Raw genomic sequence first — 16,204 nt, 5'->3', positions numbered from 1 at the left:
TTTCTTTTAGAAAATTATCAATCTGAATACTAATACTGAAATCTGCCTACTGCTATCTGAAAAACTAATCCTTCACTTCTTTAATCGAGTTGCTGTCAATCCAACCTTCAGTTCCATCAGTCAGTTGAATTTTTTTCCAGCTTCCTATAGTTTCTTCGACATATACTTTAGTTCCTTCATGTAAAACAAAAATGGCTGAACTAGCCTTTTGGGGTTCGCTTCGTACATCTGTAGATTCAGCAAAAACGATAGCTGGCCTTTCATTGTCAAAATGACTTTTCTCAAAAAATGCTGCCGAAATACTCATCACAACGAGCAATAGTATTACAAACATTCCCAAAAAGAAAATTCTTTTTACAAGAGCTGTTTGAGAAAAATAATAACCCATAAAAAACAATAGGAACAACATCGCAAAAGCTATCGTTATCCAAGCCCAAGTATCAAAAGGATAAATCCCCGTAAAATCTCTAAGCAGCTTCGCAAAACCTACTTTTGGAACCACTTTAATTTCATCTATAGTATGTTTTTGAGCAAATTTTATATTGTTTAAAACGTCTTTATCGGAAGGATCCAAAACCAAAGCTTTTTCATAATAATAAATAGCTGATGCAGTTTCCTGAAGCTTGTAATAACAATTTCCTAAATTGAAATACAATTCGGCTGATTCTTTGTTCGTTGCCAAAACCGATTCATATTCTTTGGCGGCGGCCTCATACTTGCCGTTTTGGTATAAATTGTTCCCTTTTTCAAAACCCGTTTGAGCAAAGAAAACTTGCGAGATAAATAATAATAATAATAATATGTAAGAAATATTTTTCATTTTAAATAAATATAAATATCGAATGTCTATTATTTCGAAATCAAAAATTAAATCTGTTTTTCCAATTCAGAAATGATGGCTACTGCTTTATCAAAATCGTGTTGTATCGTTGCACTCGATGATGGCGCATATCTCGCAATCTCGCAGTTCTCAGTTAGTGCAATAAAACTACTTACCGCTTCTGGACTAGCTTTCCTGGACAGTAATAAATCTTGAATATTATCTTTACTCATTTCTGAAGTTTCGATATGTAACTTGGCTTTCAAGAAATTGTGCATTGCTTTTTCTAAAGCAACATAGAAAGGCTCCTTATTATTGATTTGTTTCTTGGCTTCCGATAGATACTTCTTAGCCAATTTATTGTTCATCTTAATTCTATTTCCAAAAACATCACTATCGATTGCCTCTTTTTTCTTTTTGAATAATACAATTATAGGAAGTAACAAAAATGGTAAAAACAATAACCCATAGAATTTATAGGAACCAAAAAATACAGGTTCATTTCTTGTGGTAAGTTCCGTTTTTAAGTCAATGTATTTAAACTGTTCAACTCCTTCAATTTTGTTTTTATCAACACTAGCATTTGTTGGTGTCTCAGCAGTTTGTGTTGGCCCGTCGAGAACATTGATTTTAATCTCGGATGAACTAATTGTTTTATAGGTACCGGATCCTAAATCAAAATACGAAAAATGCATTGGTTTAATTACATAATCGCCTTTGTATTGTGGTATAATGGTATACGAATCCGATATTTTACCAGTCATTCCAGAAAGTGGCGTATTTACTTTCTCATCATGAACAGGATCATACATTTCTAATGCATTAGGTACTTCTGGTTTTGGCAAGGTAAATAATTTAAGATTCCCTGTACCTGTCACACTTAAAAGTAAATCCAAACTTTCTCCGTTTTTTAAAGTTGTTTTAGATGGTATTGCTTTGAAATCAAATTTACCGACAGCACCTGTAAAATCAATAGGTTTTCCTGCTTCTGGTAGCGGTTTAACATAAATCGTTTTGGCTCCTGCCGATACTCTTTTATTGCCTTCGGTCACAATCACTCGGCCAAAAATATCTCTACGGTTTGTTGGCAGCTGCACATCGATATCCAACGCCAAAGGCTCAATAACAAGCTTCCCTGATTTTTGAGGATACAAAATTATTTTCTTTAAAACAATGTAGCGGTATTTTTCCCCTTTGAAAGTTCCTTCTTCGGCTACTAACCGTTTAATATCAATATTTTGACTCCAAAAATCATTGTACTTTGGTTTACTCAATTCTTTCCAATTTGTGATTCCTATATTGTAACTGAAATACAATTTATAAACCGCCGTAATAGGCTGATTAATGTAAGGATTGGTATTTGAAATATCGGCAACCAAATACAGATTATCATCGGCCGAAACCTGTGAATCATTAGGGTCTCGCGGCTGTTCTGTAGCCGCAGTCACATTGATTTTTATCGGTTGTGTTTTGTAAATCTGCCCATTATATTCAATAACTGCTTGCTTGATAACTAATGTCCCTTTTTGATTGGGCAACAAAAAATAAGAATAACTTTTCTCGAAAGATGTTTTTCCATTGATCCAAGATTGACTCACTTGCTGACTTGGCCCAGCAATGATTCGAAAGCCATCAAAAGAGGGTTGGACAAAATTATCACCATCAATATTCATCACAAAATCGATGCGCAGTCTCTCGTTGAGTCCAAGCGTCGTTTTGCTTACTCTTGCCTCAAATTGCACTTGAGCCAAAAGTCCTTGAAAACTTAATAGGAATAGAATTAAATATCTTTTCATTACTTGTTTAATCATTTATTATTGAACTGTTTATTTCTTTAACTGTTTAATCGTTGAACTGTTTTATTTATAAACAAATCAACGATTAAACAAATCAACTAAATCTTACCAATCTTTCTCTGTTTTTACAGGAGAACTTTTTACTTTATTAGCATTTACTTTATCTTGGATTTTCTTTTCCTCATTGTTTACTGCATCCAAAAGATTTTCTAATCGTTGTTTTGAAATTCCTCCTGGTTTTGGCTTGGGTTGCCCTTGGTCGTCTTTGGGTTTGCCCTCTTTTTTATTTTTGTCACCCTCTTTGTTATCGTCCTTTTTGTCTTTGTCTTTATCGCCGTCTTTTTTGTCGTCTTTCTTTTTGTCGTCTTTCTTGTCGTCCTTTTTATCTTTGTCTTTGTCCTTATTCTTGTCTTTATTTTTATCGTTTTTTGGAGGAGGGTTGTCTTTTAGCATTTTTTTGGCCAAAGCATAATTATAACGTGTTTCTTCATCTTCAGGATTGTTTCGTAAAGCATTTTTATACGCTTCTACCGCTTGTGTGTAATCCTTCTCTTTCATGAAAACATTCCCTAAATTATGAAACGCTTTGTGCTTTTGAGGTCTTGATTTTAAATTCTTCAGCGCATTAGCATACGCATATTTCGATTCCGAAAACTGATTTTGTTTATAAATAGCATTCCCTAAATTATATGAAGCTACGGTTCTGCTTGGAAACTTAGAGTATGAAATCCTATAATCAGCTTCAGCGTCTACAAAATTCTTAGCTACAAATTCCTCATTTGCTTTGGGCAAAACTTTGTCCTTCTCTTGGGCATTTGCCACAAAAGTTAAAATCAGTAGTAGTAAGTATATAATTTTATTTTTCATTTTTATTTATAAGTTCCTTTCAAAATATATAACAACTATTGAATTGTTAGTTTACCTTGATCTTAATATTTTATTCATTTTCGTTAAATAAATTCAATCTATTTACCCATTTGGTTTTTCTGTCTAAAAAGAAAACATCCATAAATAATAACACAAAACCAATACCTAAAAACCATTGAAACTGTGATTGAAAGTCGGCCATTTGTGTAGCTTCAAATTCGGTTTTTTGAATTTTATCCAATGTGGCTTTGATGTATTCCAAGACTTCTTTGGTATTGTTTCCGTTTACATAACCACCACCCGTAATTTTGGCAATAGTTGCTAGACTGTTTGGATTCAATTTGGTGATTACCACTTCTCCATTGTTGTCTCTCTGATAGCTTTCTACAATTCCATTCTTTTTTAATGGAATTGTCCCTCCTTTTTCGGTACCCAATCCAATAGTGACAATTTTCATTCCTAGCTTCTTGGCTTCCTCCGCTGCGGCTTCGGCTCCTTCAGAATGATCTTCCCCGTCCGAAATCATAATCATCAATTTGCTGGTCTTACTTTTATCATCAAAATATGTTCCAGACAATTTTATCGCTTCATCAAGTGAAGTCCCTTGAGACGAAACCATTCCTGGTCCCATACTCTGCAAGAACATTTTGGCTACGCTATAATCGGTAGTTATTGGTAATACCGGAAATGCACTGCCTGCATAAGCCACAATTCCTATTCTATCGCTCCCCAGTTGATTGATGATTTGGGAAACGATTTGCTTACTTTTTTCCAAACGGCTTGGTGCAACATCCTCGCAAAGCATACTTTTTGAAACATCCATCGCAAACACGATATCAATTCCTTCTCTTTTTACGGTTTCTACTTTAGTTCCAATTTTGGGATTGACCAATCCAAAAATCAAAGCTATTAATGCTAAAAGCATTACAACCAATTTCAAAAAAGGCTTGAACCCAGAACGTTCTGGGCTAAGTCTTTTTATTACTTCTAAATCGCCAAACTCGCGTTGCTTCTTTCTTTTCCAATATAAATTAACCAGAAAAAGCACCACCACAACCGGTAGTATAAAAAGAAGGTATAAATAGTTGCGTTCGTCTAATTCCATTTTTAATTTTAGATTTCTGAATTTAGATTTTAGATTTTTTATTCTAAAATTGTGAATCTAAATTTGATGTTTTTAATTTCTTATTGTTTAGTTTTCTCAAATTTACCCTTTGTGAATTAGGCCGCTAGATAAAACTCCTGTAAACTGTATTGCGCAAACCTATTTCCACTAACAATAAAAACCCAGCCAATAAAACAAAAGGTCTGAATTTTTCGTCGTAATCATAGAATTTTAATTCTTCTATTTCTGTAGTTTCCAGTTTATTAATTTCGCTATAAATTTGGGCCAATTTGTCATTACTGGTTGCTCTAAAATATTTTCCACCAGTTTTTCTGGCAATATTCTTCATCAATTGCTCGTCAATCTCAACCTTCATCATTTGAAATAACAATTGTCCATTTGGTCCGATAGCATAAGGAGATTCAGCCATTCCATTGGTACCTATACCAATAGTATATACTTTTATGCCATACTGTTGCGCAATATCAGATGCTGTTTCCGGTTCGATAAAACCAGCGTTATTTACTCCGTCTGTCAATAAAATAACTACTTTACTTTTGGCTTTACTGTCCTTGAGGCGGTTTACTGCTGTAGCCAATCCCATTCCAATACCAGTTCCATCTTGTAAAACATTATCGTATTTGATGCTTCTGATCGCGTCTTGGATAACCGCTTTATCACTCGTTACAGGTGATTTTGTATACGCTTCAGATGCATACACCACCAGTCCTATTCTGTCATTGGGTCTTTCCTCAACAAAATCAGCGGCCACTCTTTTTAGCGCTTCCATTCGGTTTGGCTTAAAATCTTTGGCAAGCATACTACCAGATACATCGACCGCCACCACAATATCGATTCCTTTTGTGGTTTTGGTTTTATTGCTAATGTCAACAGTTCTAGGTCTAGCCATTGCTACAATTAATAATGACAATGCCAATAATCGCAAAACATCTAACCCTGGTTTTAATTTTGCCAATAAAGAATCTGATCCTTTAAACCCTTGAAGCGAACTCATTTTTAGGGTTGCAGATTGTTGGTTTCTTTTCCAAACTAGCCATACAATTGCTAATGGAATTAAAAGAAACAACCAAAAAAATTCTGGATTTAAAAAGGTTATTTTTGCCATTAGTTACTTGCTGATTTAAGTTCTACCGAATTCATAATACGGTCTGATAATTCCGTTGCATATCGATCCCCTTCTTCATGAAGAATCATAATTTGTTGCAATCCACCTTCTTGCCCAAAAAGCAATATTTCATAATATATTTTGGAACTCGTTTCGTTTTTACCATCAATTCTTGAAAACGTGCCGTAGCCTTTTTTACCTGTTATCCCTTTATTGGTTTGAAAGTCTTCCTCCTTAACAATCATATTTTGCGCTCCTTGACTTTCCAATACTTTTAAAGAACTTTCTATAGCTTTAGACAAATCCAATGCCCCTTCTTTTTTATATTTTATAGTAGAGACCATAATATAAAAGTTATCCAAAAGACTTCCATATCCAAAAGATTGCATCTCTTTTATGAGTGCCATTCCGTCTTTTGGCAATGATTTTGTCAAATCCATTCGCTTCAAGACTTTTGGTGTTTCTACAATAACTCCTGGATTTCCATATTCACTTTTGACCCATTCTCCCTCCAATAATTCTTTGGTTGGATGTCCTAATATATTGTCTTTTACATAATCAAATCCTTTGGTCGCAATAAAGAAGGTTGTCGTCGCAAAAAGTAAAAAAAGAACAGATCCAATGGCAATTGCAATGCGTTGATTTCTCTTTTTTCTAAGCAACATTTTGATTTGCTTTTGCTTTTGGGCTTCATTCAAAATAGTATCTTCTTCAATTGGCACTTCAACCGGAATCGCTTCATCAAGTGTCAAAATCGCTTTTTGAATTCTATTTCTATCTTCGGTAATTTCAAATTCCAACGGCTTTGATTTGGCAAATTTCACTAAATCGGCTTGTTTCAAAACGGTAAATAAATTCTCAATCGTTTCTTGTGAAAGCTTCATTTTTTTCTTCAATGACGCCGCTTTAAGGCCCTCAATCAATTCCGAAGTCGTGCTTTCCATGGCTGGAATCTCTATCGCTTCTTCGATATAATTTCTGGTAATATCCGTCAATTCACTATAATATGCTTTAACCTCACCATGTTGCCAAAGCTCTTTTTTCTCCAAAGTATTAAGTAAACTTGTGGCTTTTTCTATTGGTGTTTTATAAACTTCTTCTTCAATTTTTTTCTTTTGGCGAATTTTGATATACCAATAAACGAAAGCTCCAATGCCTAAAATCAATAGGATTCCCAAAAGATATTTCCACCAATCTCCTAATGAATCTTCCGCTTTTACAATATCTTTAATGTCGTACATTTTTTGTCTTAATGTATCAACTTGAACATTTGCTACCTCCACTTTTATGGAATCGGTCAAAAACGTCTTATTGTTTATCAGAATTTTGATGCTTGGAATCGTATATCGCCCCGAATCAAATTGAGTTAAACCATACTTTTTGATTAATTCGTAGCGATCGTCTTTTCTGATGGTGTCAATTGGGTACGACTGAATTACCTCCAACGCTCCAATATTTTTTAGTTTTGGAAAAACCACTTTAGACAACGTATCTACCGAAGTTTTTAAAGTCAATTTAAACTCAGCTCCAATTTTATTTTTTGTGGTATCAATACTGGTAACTACTTTTTGCTGTGCAAAAAGTGAAGTCGTAAACAGTAAGTACATTAATAATTTTTTAAACATCGATTTTGGGAAATTTTTACCTTGATTTAAAATAGCCTAACAATTTGGTGACATAACTTTCATCCACTCTCGTGTTTACAATGCCTGAACCCGATTTGCTGAAAGTTTCTTTAAAATAATGTACATGGTCATGATAGTATTTCTCATAATTCATTCGCACCGATTTTGACCCGGTATTAATCAATTGTGTTTCGCCGGTTTCTGCATCTAACATCGGAACCATTCCCAGATTTGGCATTTTTTCTTCTCGAATGTCATACACTCTAATGCCTGTGATATCATGCTTTTTGGAAGCAATCTTCAAAGTTTGCTCATAATCTCCAGACATGAAATCGGAAATAACGAATACAATGGCTTTCTTTTTTTGAGTTCCTGATAAAAACTTCAAAGCTTGAGCAATATCGGTTTTGTAGCTTTTAGGTTCAAATTCTATCAGTTCCCGAATGATACGCAATACGTGTGATCTCCCTTTTTTAGGTGGAATATACAATTCGATTTGATCCGAAAATAAAATCAATCCAATTTTATCATTATTTTGAGTGGCCGAAAAAGCCATTGTTGCAGCAATTTCGGTAACAATTTCTTTCTTGAATTGATTTTTGGAGCCAAAACTTTCAGAACCCGAAATGTCCACCATTAACATCATTGTTAATTCTCGTTCTTCCTCAAAAACTTTGACATGTGCTTCATTATAACGAGCAGTTACATTCCAATCAATGGCGCGAATATCATCTCCAAATTGGTATTGACGCACCTCGCTAAAAGTCATTCCGCGTCCTTTGAACGAGGTATGGTACTCTCCCGAAAAGATATGATCGCTCAATCTTCGGGTTTTGATTTCTATTTTACGTACCTTTTTTAAAAGCTCTTTTGTATCCATTTCTCTAGTAATTAGTAATTAGTGAATAGTGAATAGTAACCAACCAAGGCTAATTACTATTCACTTATTACTATTCACTTTTATGGTACTTCGATTTCGTTTATGATTTTATTGATGATGTCTACCGATGTAATGTTTTCGGCTTCGGCTTCATAGGTTATTCCAATTCTATGACGCAAAATATCATGTACAACAGCACGTACATCTTCAGGAATTACGTATCCACGACGTTTGATAAACGCATAACATTTGGCGGCAGTTGCGAGGTTTATGCTTCCACGTGGTGATGCTCCAAAACTGATTAAAGGCTTCAAATCAGCCAATTTATATTTCTCCGGGTAACGAGTGGCAAAAATAATATCCAGTATGTATTTCTCTATTTTTTCATCCATGTAAACCTCACGAACCGCTTCTTGCGCGCGTAGAATTTGCTCAACAGAAACAACTGCATTTACTTTGTCATAACTTCCTTTAAGGTTTTGACGAATAACCAAACGCTCATCTTCCATCTTTGGATAATCAATAACCGTCTTCAACATAAAACGATCGACTTGTGCTTCCGGCAATTGGTATGTCCCTTCTTGTTCAATAGGGTTTTGAGTTGCCAACACTAAAAAGGGTCTGTCTAATTTGAAAGTAGTATCACCAATGGTTACTTGTTTTTCCTGCATCGCCTCTAATAATGCTGATTGCACTTTGGCAGGCGCACGGTTAATCTCATCCGCAAGAACGAAATTAGCAAAAATCGGTCCTTTTTTGATAGAAAACTCATTTTGCTTGATATTATAGATCATAGTTCCAACAACATCGGCAGGCAATAAATCTGGAGTAAACTGGATTCGACTAAAAGAACCTTGAATCGCTTGCGAAAGGGTATTAATAGCCAATGTTTTTGCCAATCCTGGAACCCCTTCCAATAAAATATGTCCTTGACCCAAGAGTCCAATTAACAATCTTTCGACCATGTGCTTTTGTCCCACAATAACTTTGTTCATTTCCATAGTGAGAAGGTCTATAAAAGCACTCTCTCTTTCGATTTTTTCATTGATTGCTCTAATGTCTAAAGTCGTTGTATTTTCTTCCATATTTATGTTTTTATTCCCTTAATTTTTTATCTCTTTTATTTGATGGTGCAAATTGAATTTTTTTTTAGACGTAAGATGTTAAAGAATGGTTAAAACTTCGACCAATCCCCTAATTTTAAGGACGAATTATGATAGTATTTACCTATTTTTAAGAACTAAAAAAAATAAATATCAAATTCGTAGATTTAACCCCTAAATCAATAGGGGAATAAAAATAAAAAACCATGAGTAAAATTCCATTTTCAAAAATAATTGCAGGTACAATGACTTGGGGAGTTTGGGGCAAAAACTGCAGCACTGAACAAATGATCGCATTAATGAATACATGCCTTGAAAACGGCATTTCGACCTTTGACCACGCAGATATTTATGGCGGATATACAACCGAAGGAGCCTTCGGAAAAGCTTTTGGCGAAAGTCAAATAAACCGAAAAGACATCCAATTAATTTCTAAATGTGGCATCCAAATGATGTCCGAAAACAGAAACAATTCTATTAAACATTATTCGTACTCCAAGGAGTATATTATAGCCTCAGCCGAGCAGTCTTTAAAGCATTTGCAAACGGACTATTTGGATCTTTTGCTATTGCATCGCCCAAGCCCATTAATGCAAGTGGATGAAATTGCCGAAGCGGTCGAAAAATTAAAAATAGAAGGAAAGATTTTGGATTTTGGAGTATCCAATTTTACCCCAAGTCAAAGCAATTTAATTGAGACAAAAACCAAAATAAATTACAATCAAATTGAATTTTCAATTACCCATTTAGAACCAATGCTTGACGGAAGTTTGGACCACATGCAAACCAACCGAACCACTCCTATGTGCTGGTCACCTCTTGGATCTGTTTTTAGAAATGACAATGAACAGTCGCAACGTATAAAAATAGTAGCTAATAAATTGGCTATTAAGTATGCTGTGTCCGATGACATTATTTTATTGGCCTGGATATTGAAACATCCGGCAGGAATTTTTCCAGTTTGTGGCACTTCCGATCAAAACAGACTTGCCCATTTGATGCAGGCTACGACCATTGAAATGGAATTGGAGGATTGGTTCTCACTGTGGACAGCAAGTACCGGAAATGATGTACCTTGATTGAGACAAAGCAATATATTGATAATTAAAAAACAGAAACACAGTTAAAAATCTTGGCTGTGTTTCTGTTTTTAAAATTTAACTTAATTCATTCTCTACAATATGATGTTACCCATATCAGCAACCGTTCCATTAACAACAACTACACCAGTAACAGTTTTTACCAATTTACCCGAGGCGATGTCTGGAGTTATGGTAACTGTATAATTTCCAACAGGTAATCCATCCAATTGAAACACCCCTTCTTCATTTGCATAGGCTGAAACAGTATTTGTTCCGACTTGAACCGAGGCCATTACTTGAAATCCAACTAGAACTGGACTAATAGTGCCTTTAATACTCCCCGAAGTTTCCTTTGTTGAAACTCGGATTACTGGGTGCAAGTTGTAGATATCCGAAGCACCAGTCTCAACAACGATCGAGTGTTCCACATCAAAATCCAATAAGAATTCATAAGTTTTATCGGCTAACAAATTTTGATTAATTTTTAATTTTAAACCCGATTGTTGTCCGCTAGGTGTCTTCAAAGCGTGTGTAGTGCCATCTTTAAGTACCACAGTATTGTTCTCTCCAAGCAGTAATCTAATTTGTCCTAGATTCCCTGAAGGAATCATATTATCAGCCAATAAAACATTTACTCCTCCTGTTAACTCAAGTAAATTATAAATACCAAGATTTTTTCCAATACTTACCCATCCTTGATCATCCGTGTTTAAGTTGCTTTTTATCAAAACATCTTTCACCTCAACATTTACTTCTTTATAATCTCCCGGAGCATCCGAAAGCCTAATCATAACGCCTGATGTTCCTGTAGAATCATCATTGTTACTGCATCCCGTTAAGAACGAACCTAACATAAGCATTGCAAAAAAACTCAATGCACTTAATTTAATCTTTTTCATAATTTTTTGTTTTTCTTTTTTAGTAAATTTAGAACGTATAACAGCAAATTTTAGAACGTATACTTTTTCGATTTAGTGTAAGTTTAATTTAAACTATCCTGTATTAACAATGATTAACAAGCGTCTTCTTATCAAGAACTTATTGGCTCACAATGATGAAAGCAGTTTTTATGATAAAAAACGACAGCTAAATTTGCATTCGCGAGAGGGGAAAGCTAAATTTTTGAAACACATTTGTGCGTTATCCAATTCAAATCCTACCAATAATTCCTACATCGTCGTGGGAGTTGAAGATGAAAATAATCAGATTGTGGGAGATGATTTTTTTGATGACAGTCGAATTCAGAATTTAGTAAATGCTTTTCTTGAAAATCCTCCCAAGATTCAATATGAAAATGTCCCTTTCCCAAATTTACCAAAAGACAAAGTAATTGGATTGGTAACCATAAAGCCCAAAAGCAAAACTTCTTCCTTCAAAAAAGGGATTCATACGATTCCGATCAATAGTGTTTTTATACGGCAGGGCAGCAATACAATGCCTGTTGAAGGCGAGGTCGAGAAAAATTATCAAAACATTGAAACGGTTATTGGCATCGAAAATAATTCGAGAAACAGTATCGAATATACCCTTGATGGCGTTATTGATTTTATGAATTTCCGCCACAAAGACATGGCGCCAAAATACAAAGTTTTCAAGGAATTGTTTGTGATTTGTTGGGCCGGAATAGCAAAAAAATCAAGAAATAAAACCTATTTATCCCGAGTTGATATTGAATTGATTAACGAACAAATCAAATTATTCTATTCGGCTCAAGATGTAGTTGAGATTAGTTATGACGAAGATAGTTTTACGATTATTGAATACGTCCCTTTGGGGTTGAATGATATAACCAGTTATTACCCACTAGAACAACAAAAAATTTATTTTCATGATAATGGATACTATAAAATCGATCGAAAAATACTTTTCGAACCGCCAGAATACAACAGGAAAATGTTGTTTCATATTTATAATTCAAACATTGCACTGCTCCACAAATTAGAAAAAAACATCCGATTATCCGAGCGTGAAAAAAAAGATTTGAACCATTTGCCCTCCACCTTTATGATTTGTTATCTCAATGGTTTTGAAGATGCCAAACAAAAATTAATAGATGCAAAAGCGTTACTAAAGCCGTATTCGCAAGTGTACCTTTCGTTTAAAGAAGCCTTAAGAATCCTAAGGAAGATGAAGTATGATGTACAATAGCATTTCCTATTGCAATCGAATTTCTTTTATTAGCTGAATAGACCTATTATCCAAACAACCACATCATTTATAATATGACAAATAAAATTGGTCATTAAAAGCAATAAAGTAAGAAGTGCATTCATTTTGAAAATTTTAAGTAAAATTATAAAGATTCCTTATATCATGCAATCACTAAAAATAGTGATATTTTTTGAAACTCAAAAGTACTGAAAAATACTATACTATCAATCGCCATAACATTGACATTCAACGGATAAAATAGCTTTTAGACGTGTTTATTCTTAATAAAAACTTAAATTCTTCAAGAAGAATTAATTTTACTCTTTCAAAAATATTTCATAATTAAAAATCAAGATTTTTTTATTTTCACTGTTTTAAATTAAGTTACTTAGACCATCTCTTCCAAAAAAATAACAAACCACAATTCTTTTCCCTTATTTTTGTAAAAGAACAAATCGAGAATAAATGAGAACATTAGTAGTAGGTGATATACATGGTGGTTTGAGAGCCTTACATCAAATTCTGGAAAGAGCTAACGTAACCCCAAATGACAAACTCATTTTCCTGGGAGATTATGTGGATGGCTGGAGTCAGTCTCCACAAGTAATCGATTTTTTGATTGCATTGAAAGAAACGCACGATGTTGTATGCATTCGTGGCAATCATGACGAACTGTTAAGAGAATGGCTCAAAGACAGCAAAGACAACGAACAATGGTATCAGCATGGTGGAGAGGCCACTGTTTTGGCTTACCTAAATGTAGACAGTGAAACCAAACAAAAGCATGTAAAATTTTTGGAGTCTCTGGAAGATTATTACCTGGACGATCAAAATAGGATGTTCATTCATGCAGGATTTACCAATATGAATGGGGTAAATTTTGAATATTTCCCTAAATTATTTTATTGGGATCGGACGCTCTGGGAAGCCGCATTGGCATTAGATCCAAAAATGAAACCGGATCATCTGTATTATCCCAAACGATTTACATTGTACAAAGAAATCTATATTGGTCATACTCCCGTTTCCAGAATTGGCAAAACCACTCCCGTGCAAAAAGCCAACATCTGGAATATTGACACTAGCGCTGCTTTCAAAGGACCGCTGACGATTCTTGATGTTGATACCAAAGAATTTTGGCAAAGCGAACCCCTGCCTAGTTTATATCCTAATGAAAAAGGCCGGAATAAAATCTAAATACTATATTTGCCAAAAATTTATTACCTATTTTATATTATGAAAAAGATTATTACAGTTTTATTTTTAGTTTCTTTTGGAATAACAAATGCGCAACAAGCCTTCAAAGGTAAAGGCGATGCAAAGATTAATATTGGTGCTAATCTGCAAGATGGCGGTTCAGGGATTCAAGCATCTGCTGATTTTGGTCTTGGTGAAAATTTCTCTTATGGATTTGTAGCTACTTATTTATTGGGAGTAGATGAATTTTCAGGTATCTATGGAGACAACACTTACTTTGAAGCAAAACCAGAATTTCAAGATCGTTTCGATGCAAAATTTAGAATTAATGCTAATTTAAGCAGTGTAATTGGTGTAGAACAATTAGATATTTATCCGGGTTTGAGCTTAGGACTACACAATTTTGGCGGTCATCTTGGCGGACGTTACTTTTTTACTGAAGGTTTTGGTATTTTTACTGAGCTTGGGTTTCCAATTGCAAAATACAGCAATGATAAAGAAGTATTTGATCATTTAAACAATCAGGTTACCTTTAGTTTAGGTGCTTCATTTAATTTAGATTAAATACCAAATAACCCAAATAAAAAGTGGCTTGTTTTAATTAACAAGCCACTTTTTTTATGCTTTAAATTGTCTACAAATCAAATTTGATTCCTTGTGCCAAAGGTAAACTTGTGGTGTAATTAATTGTATTGGTTTGACGACGCATATACACTTTCCAAGCATCAGAACCAGATTCTCTACCTCCACCTGTTTCTTTTTCTCCTCCAAAAGCACCACCAATTTCGGCTCCTGAAGTTCCAATATTGACGTTTGCAATTCCACAATCCGATCCTACCACAGATAAGAAATGTTCTGCTTCACGCAAATTGTTAGTCATAATCGCAGACGATAATCCCTGTGCGACTCCGTTTTGAACATCAATTGCATTCTCTATCGTACCTGAATATTTGATTAAGTATAAAACTGGTGCAAAAGTTTCGTGTTGCACAATTTCGAATGAATTTTGTGCTTCAGCAATAGCTGGTTTTACGTAACAACCACTTTCGTAACCTTCTCCAGAAAGCACACCACCTTCAACTAGAATTTTACCTCCTTCGGCAACAACTTTAGTTAAAGCACTATTGTACATTTCAACCGCTTGTTTATCAATTAATGGTCCAACGTGATTTTTCTCATCTAATGGATTTCCAATTCTTAGTTGACCGTAAGCAGATACGACAGCATCTTTTACTTTATCATAAATACTTTCGTGAATAATCAATCGACGAGTCGAAGTACAACGTTGTCCTGCGGTTCCAACCGCTCCAAAAACAGCTCCGATAACAGTCATTTTGATATCCGCATCCGGCGTTACAATAATTGCATTGTTTCCACCTAGTTCTAATAAAGATCTTCCTAGACGACCCGCAACAGTTTGTGCTACAATTTTACCCATACGAGTAGAACCCGTAGCCGAAATTAATGGAACACGTTGATCAGCAGTCATTAATTGACCAATTGTATAATCTCCGTTGATCAGACAGGAAATTCCTTCCGGAAGATTATTTTCTCTGATTACCTCAGCAATAATATTTTGACAGGCTATTCCACACAATGGTGTTTTCTCTGATGGTTTCCAAACACAAACATCTCCACAAATCCAAGCCAAAGCCGTATTCCAAGCCCAAACAGCTACCGGAAAGTTAAAAGCCGAAATGATTCCCACAATTCCCAAAGGATGGTATTGCTCATACATTCTGTGTCCTGGGCGTTCTGAGTGCATTGTTAATCCGTGCAATTGACGTGACAATCCTACTGCAAAATCGCAGATGTCAATCATCTCTTGTACTTCGCCGTATCCTTCTTGCAGTGATTTTCCCATTTCATAAGAAACCAATTTACCTAAAGCTTCTTTATTTTGACGCAGTTTATCTCCAAACTGACGCACAATTTCTCCACGTTGTGGTGCTGGCATCAATCGAAATGTTTTAAAAGCTTCGGCTGCAGTTTGCATTACCTTTTCATAATCAGCAGGTGTGCTCATTTTTACAGAAGCAATTAATTGACCATCTACTGGCGAAAAACTTTCTAAAATTGCACCATTTGAAAAATGATTAATCCCTGTTGAAGTTCCTTCATTTATGGTTTTTACACCCAATTGTGCTAATGCCTCTTTCATTCCAAATTGTTCTGCAATTGTTATCATTGTAACTTTTTTATTAAAATTTGTTATATTTTTTTCTGTAAAGATATTATTTAATCACGAAATTATACAATAAACAGTATAAAAAAAATTTATGAGACCAATTAAGTGTCTGTTTTATAAGGGAAAAACACCCATAATTAAACAATTGATAACCCATACAAAGTTAAAGTTAATATAGTACCATTATTTCACCTTTAAATAATTTTTTTTTATAAGATTTAGCTTTCAAAAATTAATTTAACACAAAAAAAACTTTCCTTAAAA

The 16,204-nt window shown here is 34.5% G+C and carries 14 protein-coding genes; 4 read left to right on the top strand and 10 right to left on the bottom strand.

Annotated elements, in window-relative coordinates; all coding sequences use genetic code 11:
• Positions 1-64 precede the first annotated feature (64 nt).
• From KZH69_RS00830 to KZH69_RS00795, 8 genes are all read right to left on the bottom strand, one after another.
• Entirely contained in the window at positions 65-820 is a 756-nt protein-coding gene (locus KZH69_RS00830) for a tetratricopeptide repeat protein (RefSeq protein ID WP_219315562.1), read from the bottom strand.
• 47 nt (positions 821-867) lie between these two features.
• On the bottom strand, positions 868-2,616 hold the full coding sequence (locus KZH69_RS00825; protein WP_219315561.1) for a BatD family protein: 1,749 nt from the start codon (positions 2,614-2,616) through the stop codon (positions 868-870).
• Between the two features lie 105 nt (positions 2,617-2,721).
• Positions 2,722-3,483 (bottom strand): tetratricopeptide repeat protein, encoded by a 762-nt coding sequence (locus KZH69_RS00820; protein ID WP_219315560.1) that lies wholly within the window; start codon positions 3,481-3,483, stop codon positions 2,722-2,724.
• 70 nt (positions 3,484-3,553) lie between these two features.
• On the bottom strand, positions 3,554-4,588 hold the full coding sequence (locus tag KZH69_RS00815) for a vWA domain-containing protein (protein ID WP_219315559.1): 1,035 nt from the start codon (positions 4,586-4,588) through the stop codon (positions 3,554-3,556).
• A 124-nt stretch (positions 4,589-4,712) separates the two neighbouring features.
• Positions 4,713-5,714 (bottom strand): vWA domain-containing protein, encoded by a 1,002-nt coding sequence (locus KZH69_RS00810; RefSeq protein ID WP_219315558.1) that lies wholly within the window; start codon positions 5,712-5,714, stop codon positions 4,713-4,715.
• The gene (locus KZH69_RS00805; protein WP_219315557.1) at positions 5,714-7,339 is read right to left on the bottom strand and encodes a phenylalanine--tRNA ligase subunit alpha; all 1,626 of its coding nucleotides are present in this window, start codon (positions 7,337-7,339) and stop codon (positions 5,714-5,716) included. Before KZH69_RS00805 ends, KZH69_RS00810 begins: the two co-directional genes overlap by 1 nt.
• A gap of 16 nt (positions 7,340-7,355) precedes the next feature.
• Positions 7,356-8,219, bottom strand: a complete 864-nt coding sequence (locus KZH69_RS00800; RefSeq protein ID WP_219315556.1) for a DUF58 domain-containing protein — start codon at positions 8,217-8,219, stop codon at positions 7,356-7,358.
• Between the two features lie 80 nt (positions 8,220-8,299).
• Positions 8,300-9,304, bottom strand: a complete 1,005-nt coding sequence (locus tag KZH69_RS00795) for an AAA family ATPase (RefSeq protein WP_219315555.1) — start codon at positions 9,302-9,304, stop codon at positions 8,300-8,302.
• A 224-nt stretch (positions 9,305-9,528) separates the two neighbouring features.
• Between KZH69_RS00795 and KZH69_RS00790 the strand changes: the two genes are divergently transcribed.
• Positions 9,529-10,401: an aldo/keto reductase gene (locus tag KZH69_RS00790; protein ID WP_219315554.1), complete on the top strand. Its 873-nt coding sequence runs from the start codon at positions 9,529-9,531 to the stop codon at positions 10,399-10,401.
• A 95-nt stretch (positions 10,402-10,496) separates the two neighbouring features.
• Here KZH69_RS00790 and KZH69_RS00785 read toward each other — a convergent pair whose 3' ends face one another.
• Positions 10,497-11,303, bottom strand: a complete 807-nt coding sequence (locus tag KZH69_RS00785) for a DUF4382 domain-containing protein (protein WP_219315553.1) — start codon at positions 11,301-11,303, stop codon at positions 10,497-10,499.
• Between the two features lie 109 nt (positions 11,304-11,412).
• Between KZH69_RS00785 and KZH69_RS00780 the strand changes: the two genes are divergently transcribed.
• The 3 genes from KZH69_RS00780 (at position 11,413) to KZH69_RS00770 (ending at position 14,316) form a co-directional block, all read left to right on the top strand.
• Positions 11,413-12,552 (top strand): ATP-binding protein, encoded by a 1,140-nt coding sequence (locus KZH69_RS00780; RefSeq protein WP_219315552.1) that lies wholly within the window; start codon positions 11,413-11,415, stop codon positions 12,550-12,552.
• 468 nt (positions 12,553-13,020) lie between these two features.
• Positions 13,021-13,752: a metallophosphoesterase family protein gene (locus KZH69_RS00775; protein ID WP_219315551.1), complete on the top strand. Its 732-nt coding sequence runs from the start codon at positions 13,021-13,023 to the stop codon at positions 13,750-13,752.
• Between the two features lie 39 nt (positions 13,753-13,791).
• Positions 13,792-14,316: a DUF6646 family protein gene (locus KZH69_RS00770; RefSeq protein ID WP_219315550.1), complete on the top strand. Its 525-nt coding sequence runs from the start codon at positions 13,792-13,794 to the stop codon at positions 14,314-14,316.
• 70 nt (positions 14,317-14,386) lie between these two features.
• Here the strand turns inward: KZH69_RS00770 and amaB are convergent, their stop codons facing one another.
• Positions 14,387-15,940, bottom strand: coding sequence for an L-piperidine-6-carboxylate dehydrogenase (amaB, locus tag KZH69_RS00765; RefSeq protein WP_219315548.1), 1,554 nt, complete (start codon positions 15,938-15,940; stop codon positions 14,387-14,389).
• Between the last annotated feature and the right edge of the window lie 264 nt (positions 15,941-16,204).

This window comes from Flavobacterium taihuense, from assembly GCF_019351435.1.
In the GTDB taxonomy this organism is placed as follows: domain Bacteria; phylum Bacteroidota; class Bacteroidia; order Flavobacteriales; family Flavobacteriaceae; genus Flavobacterium; species Flavobacterium taihuense.
This window is presented reverse-complemented; position numbering and strand designations above follow the sequence as displayed.

Coding starts and splice junctions, on each gene's coding strand:
- KZH69_RS00815 (WP_219315559.1), bottom strand. CDS start 4,588: ATGGAATTAGACGAACGCAACTATTTATACCTTCTTTTTATACTACCG.
- KZH69_RS00795 (WP_219315555.1), bottom strand. CDS start 9,304: ATGGAAGAAAATACAACGACTTTAGACATTAGAGCAATCAATGAAAAA.
- KZH69_RS00775 (WP_219315551.1), top strand. CDS start 13,021: ATGAGAACATTAGTAGTAGGTGATATACATGGTGGTTTGAGAGCCTTA.
- KZH69_RS00800 (WP_219315556.1), bottom strand. CDS start 8,219: ATGGATACAAAAGAGCTTTTAAAAAAGGTACGTAAAATAGAAATCAAA.
- KZH69_RS00820 (WP_219315560.1), bottom strand. CDS start 3,483: ATGAAAAATAAAATTATATACTTACTACTACTGATTTTAACTTTTGTG.
- KZH69_RS00810 (WP_219315558.1), bottom strand. CDS start 5,714: ATGGCAAAAATAACCTTTTTAAATCCAGAATTTTTTTGGTTGTTTCTT.
- KZH69_RS00780 (WP_219315552.1), top strand. CDS start 11,413: ATGATTAACAAGCGTCTTCTTATCAAGAACTTATTGGCTCACAATGAT.
- KZH69_RS00785 (WP_219315553.1), bottom strand. CDS start 11,303: ATGAAAAAGATTAAATTAAGTGCATTGAGTTTTTTTGCAATGCTTATG.
- KZH69_RS00825 (WP_219315561.1), bottom strand. CDS start 2,616: ATGAAAAGATATTTAATTCTATTCCTATTAAGTTTTCAAGGACTTTTG.
- KZH69_RS00790 (WP_219315554.1), top strand. CDS start 9,529: ATGAGTAAAATTCCATTTTCAAAAATAATTGCAGGTACAATGACTTGG.
- KZH69_RS00830 (WP_219315562.1), bottom strand. CDS start 820: ATGAAAAATATTTCTTACATATTATTATTATTATTATTTATCTCGCAA.
- KZH69_RS00805 (WP_219315557.1), bottom strand. CDS start 7,339: ATGTTTAAAAAATTATTAATGTACTTACTGTTTACGACTTCACTTTTT.
- amaB (WP_219315548.1), bottom strand. CDS start 15,940: ATGATAACAATTGCAGAACAATTTGGAATGAAAGAGGCATTAGCACAA.
- KZH69_RS00770 (WP_219315550.1), top strand. CDS start 13,792: ATGAAAAAGATTATTACAGTTTTATTTTTAGTTTCTTTTGGAATAACA.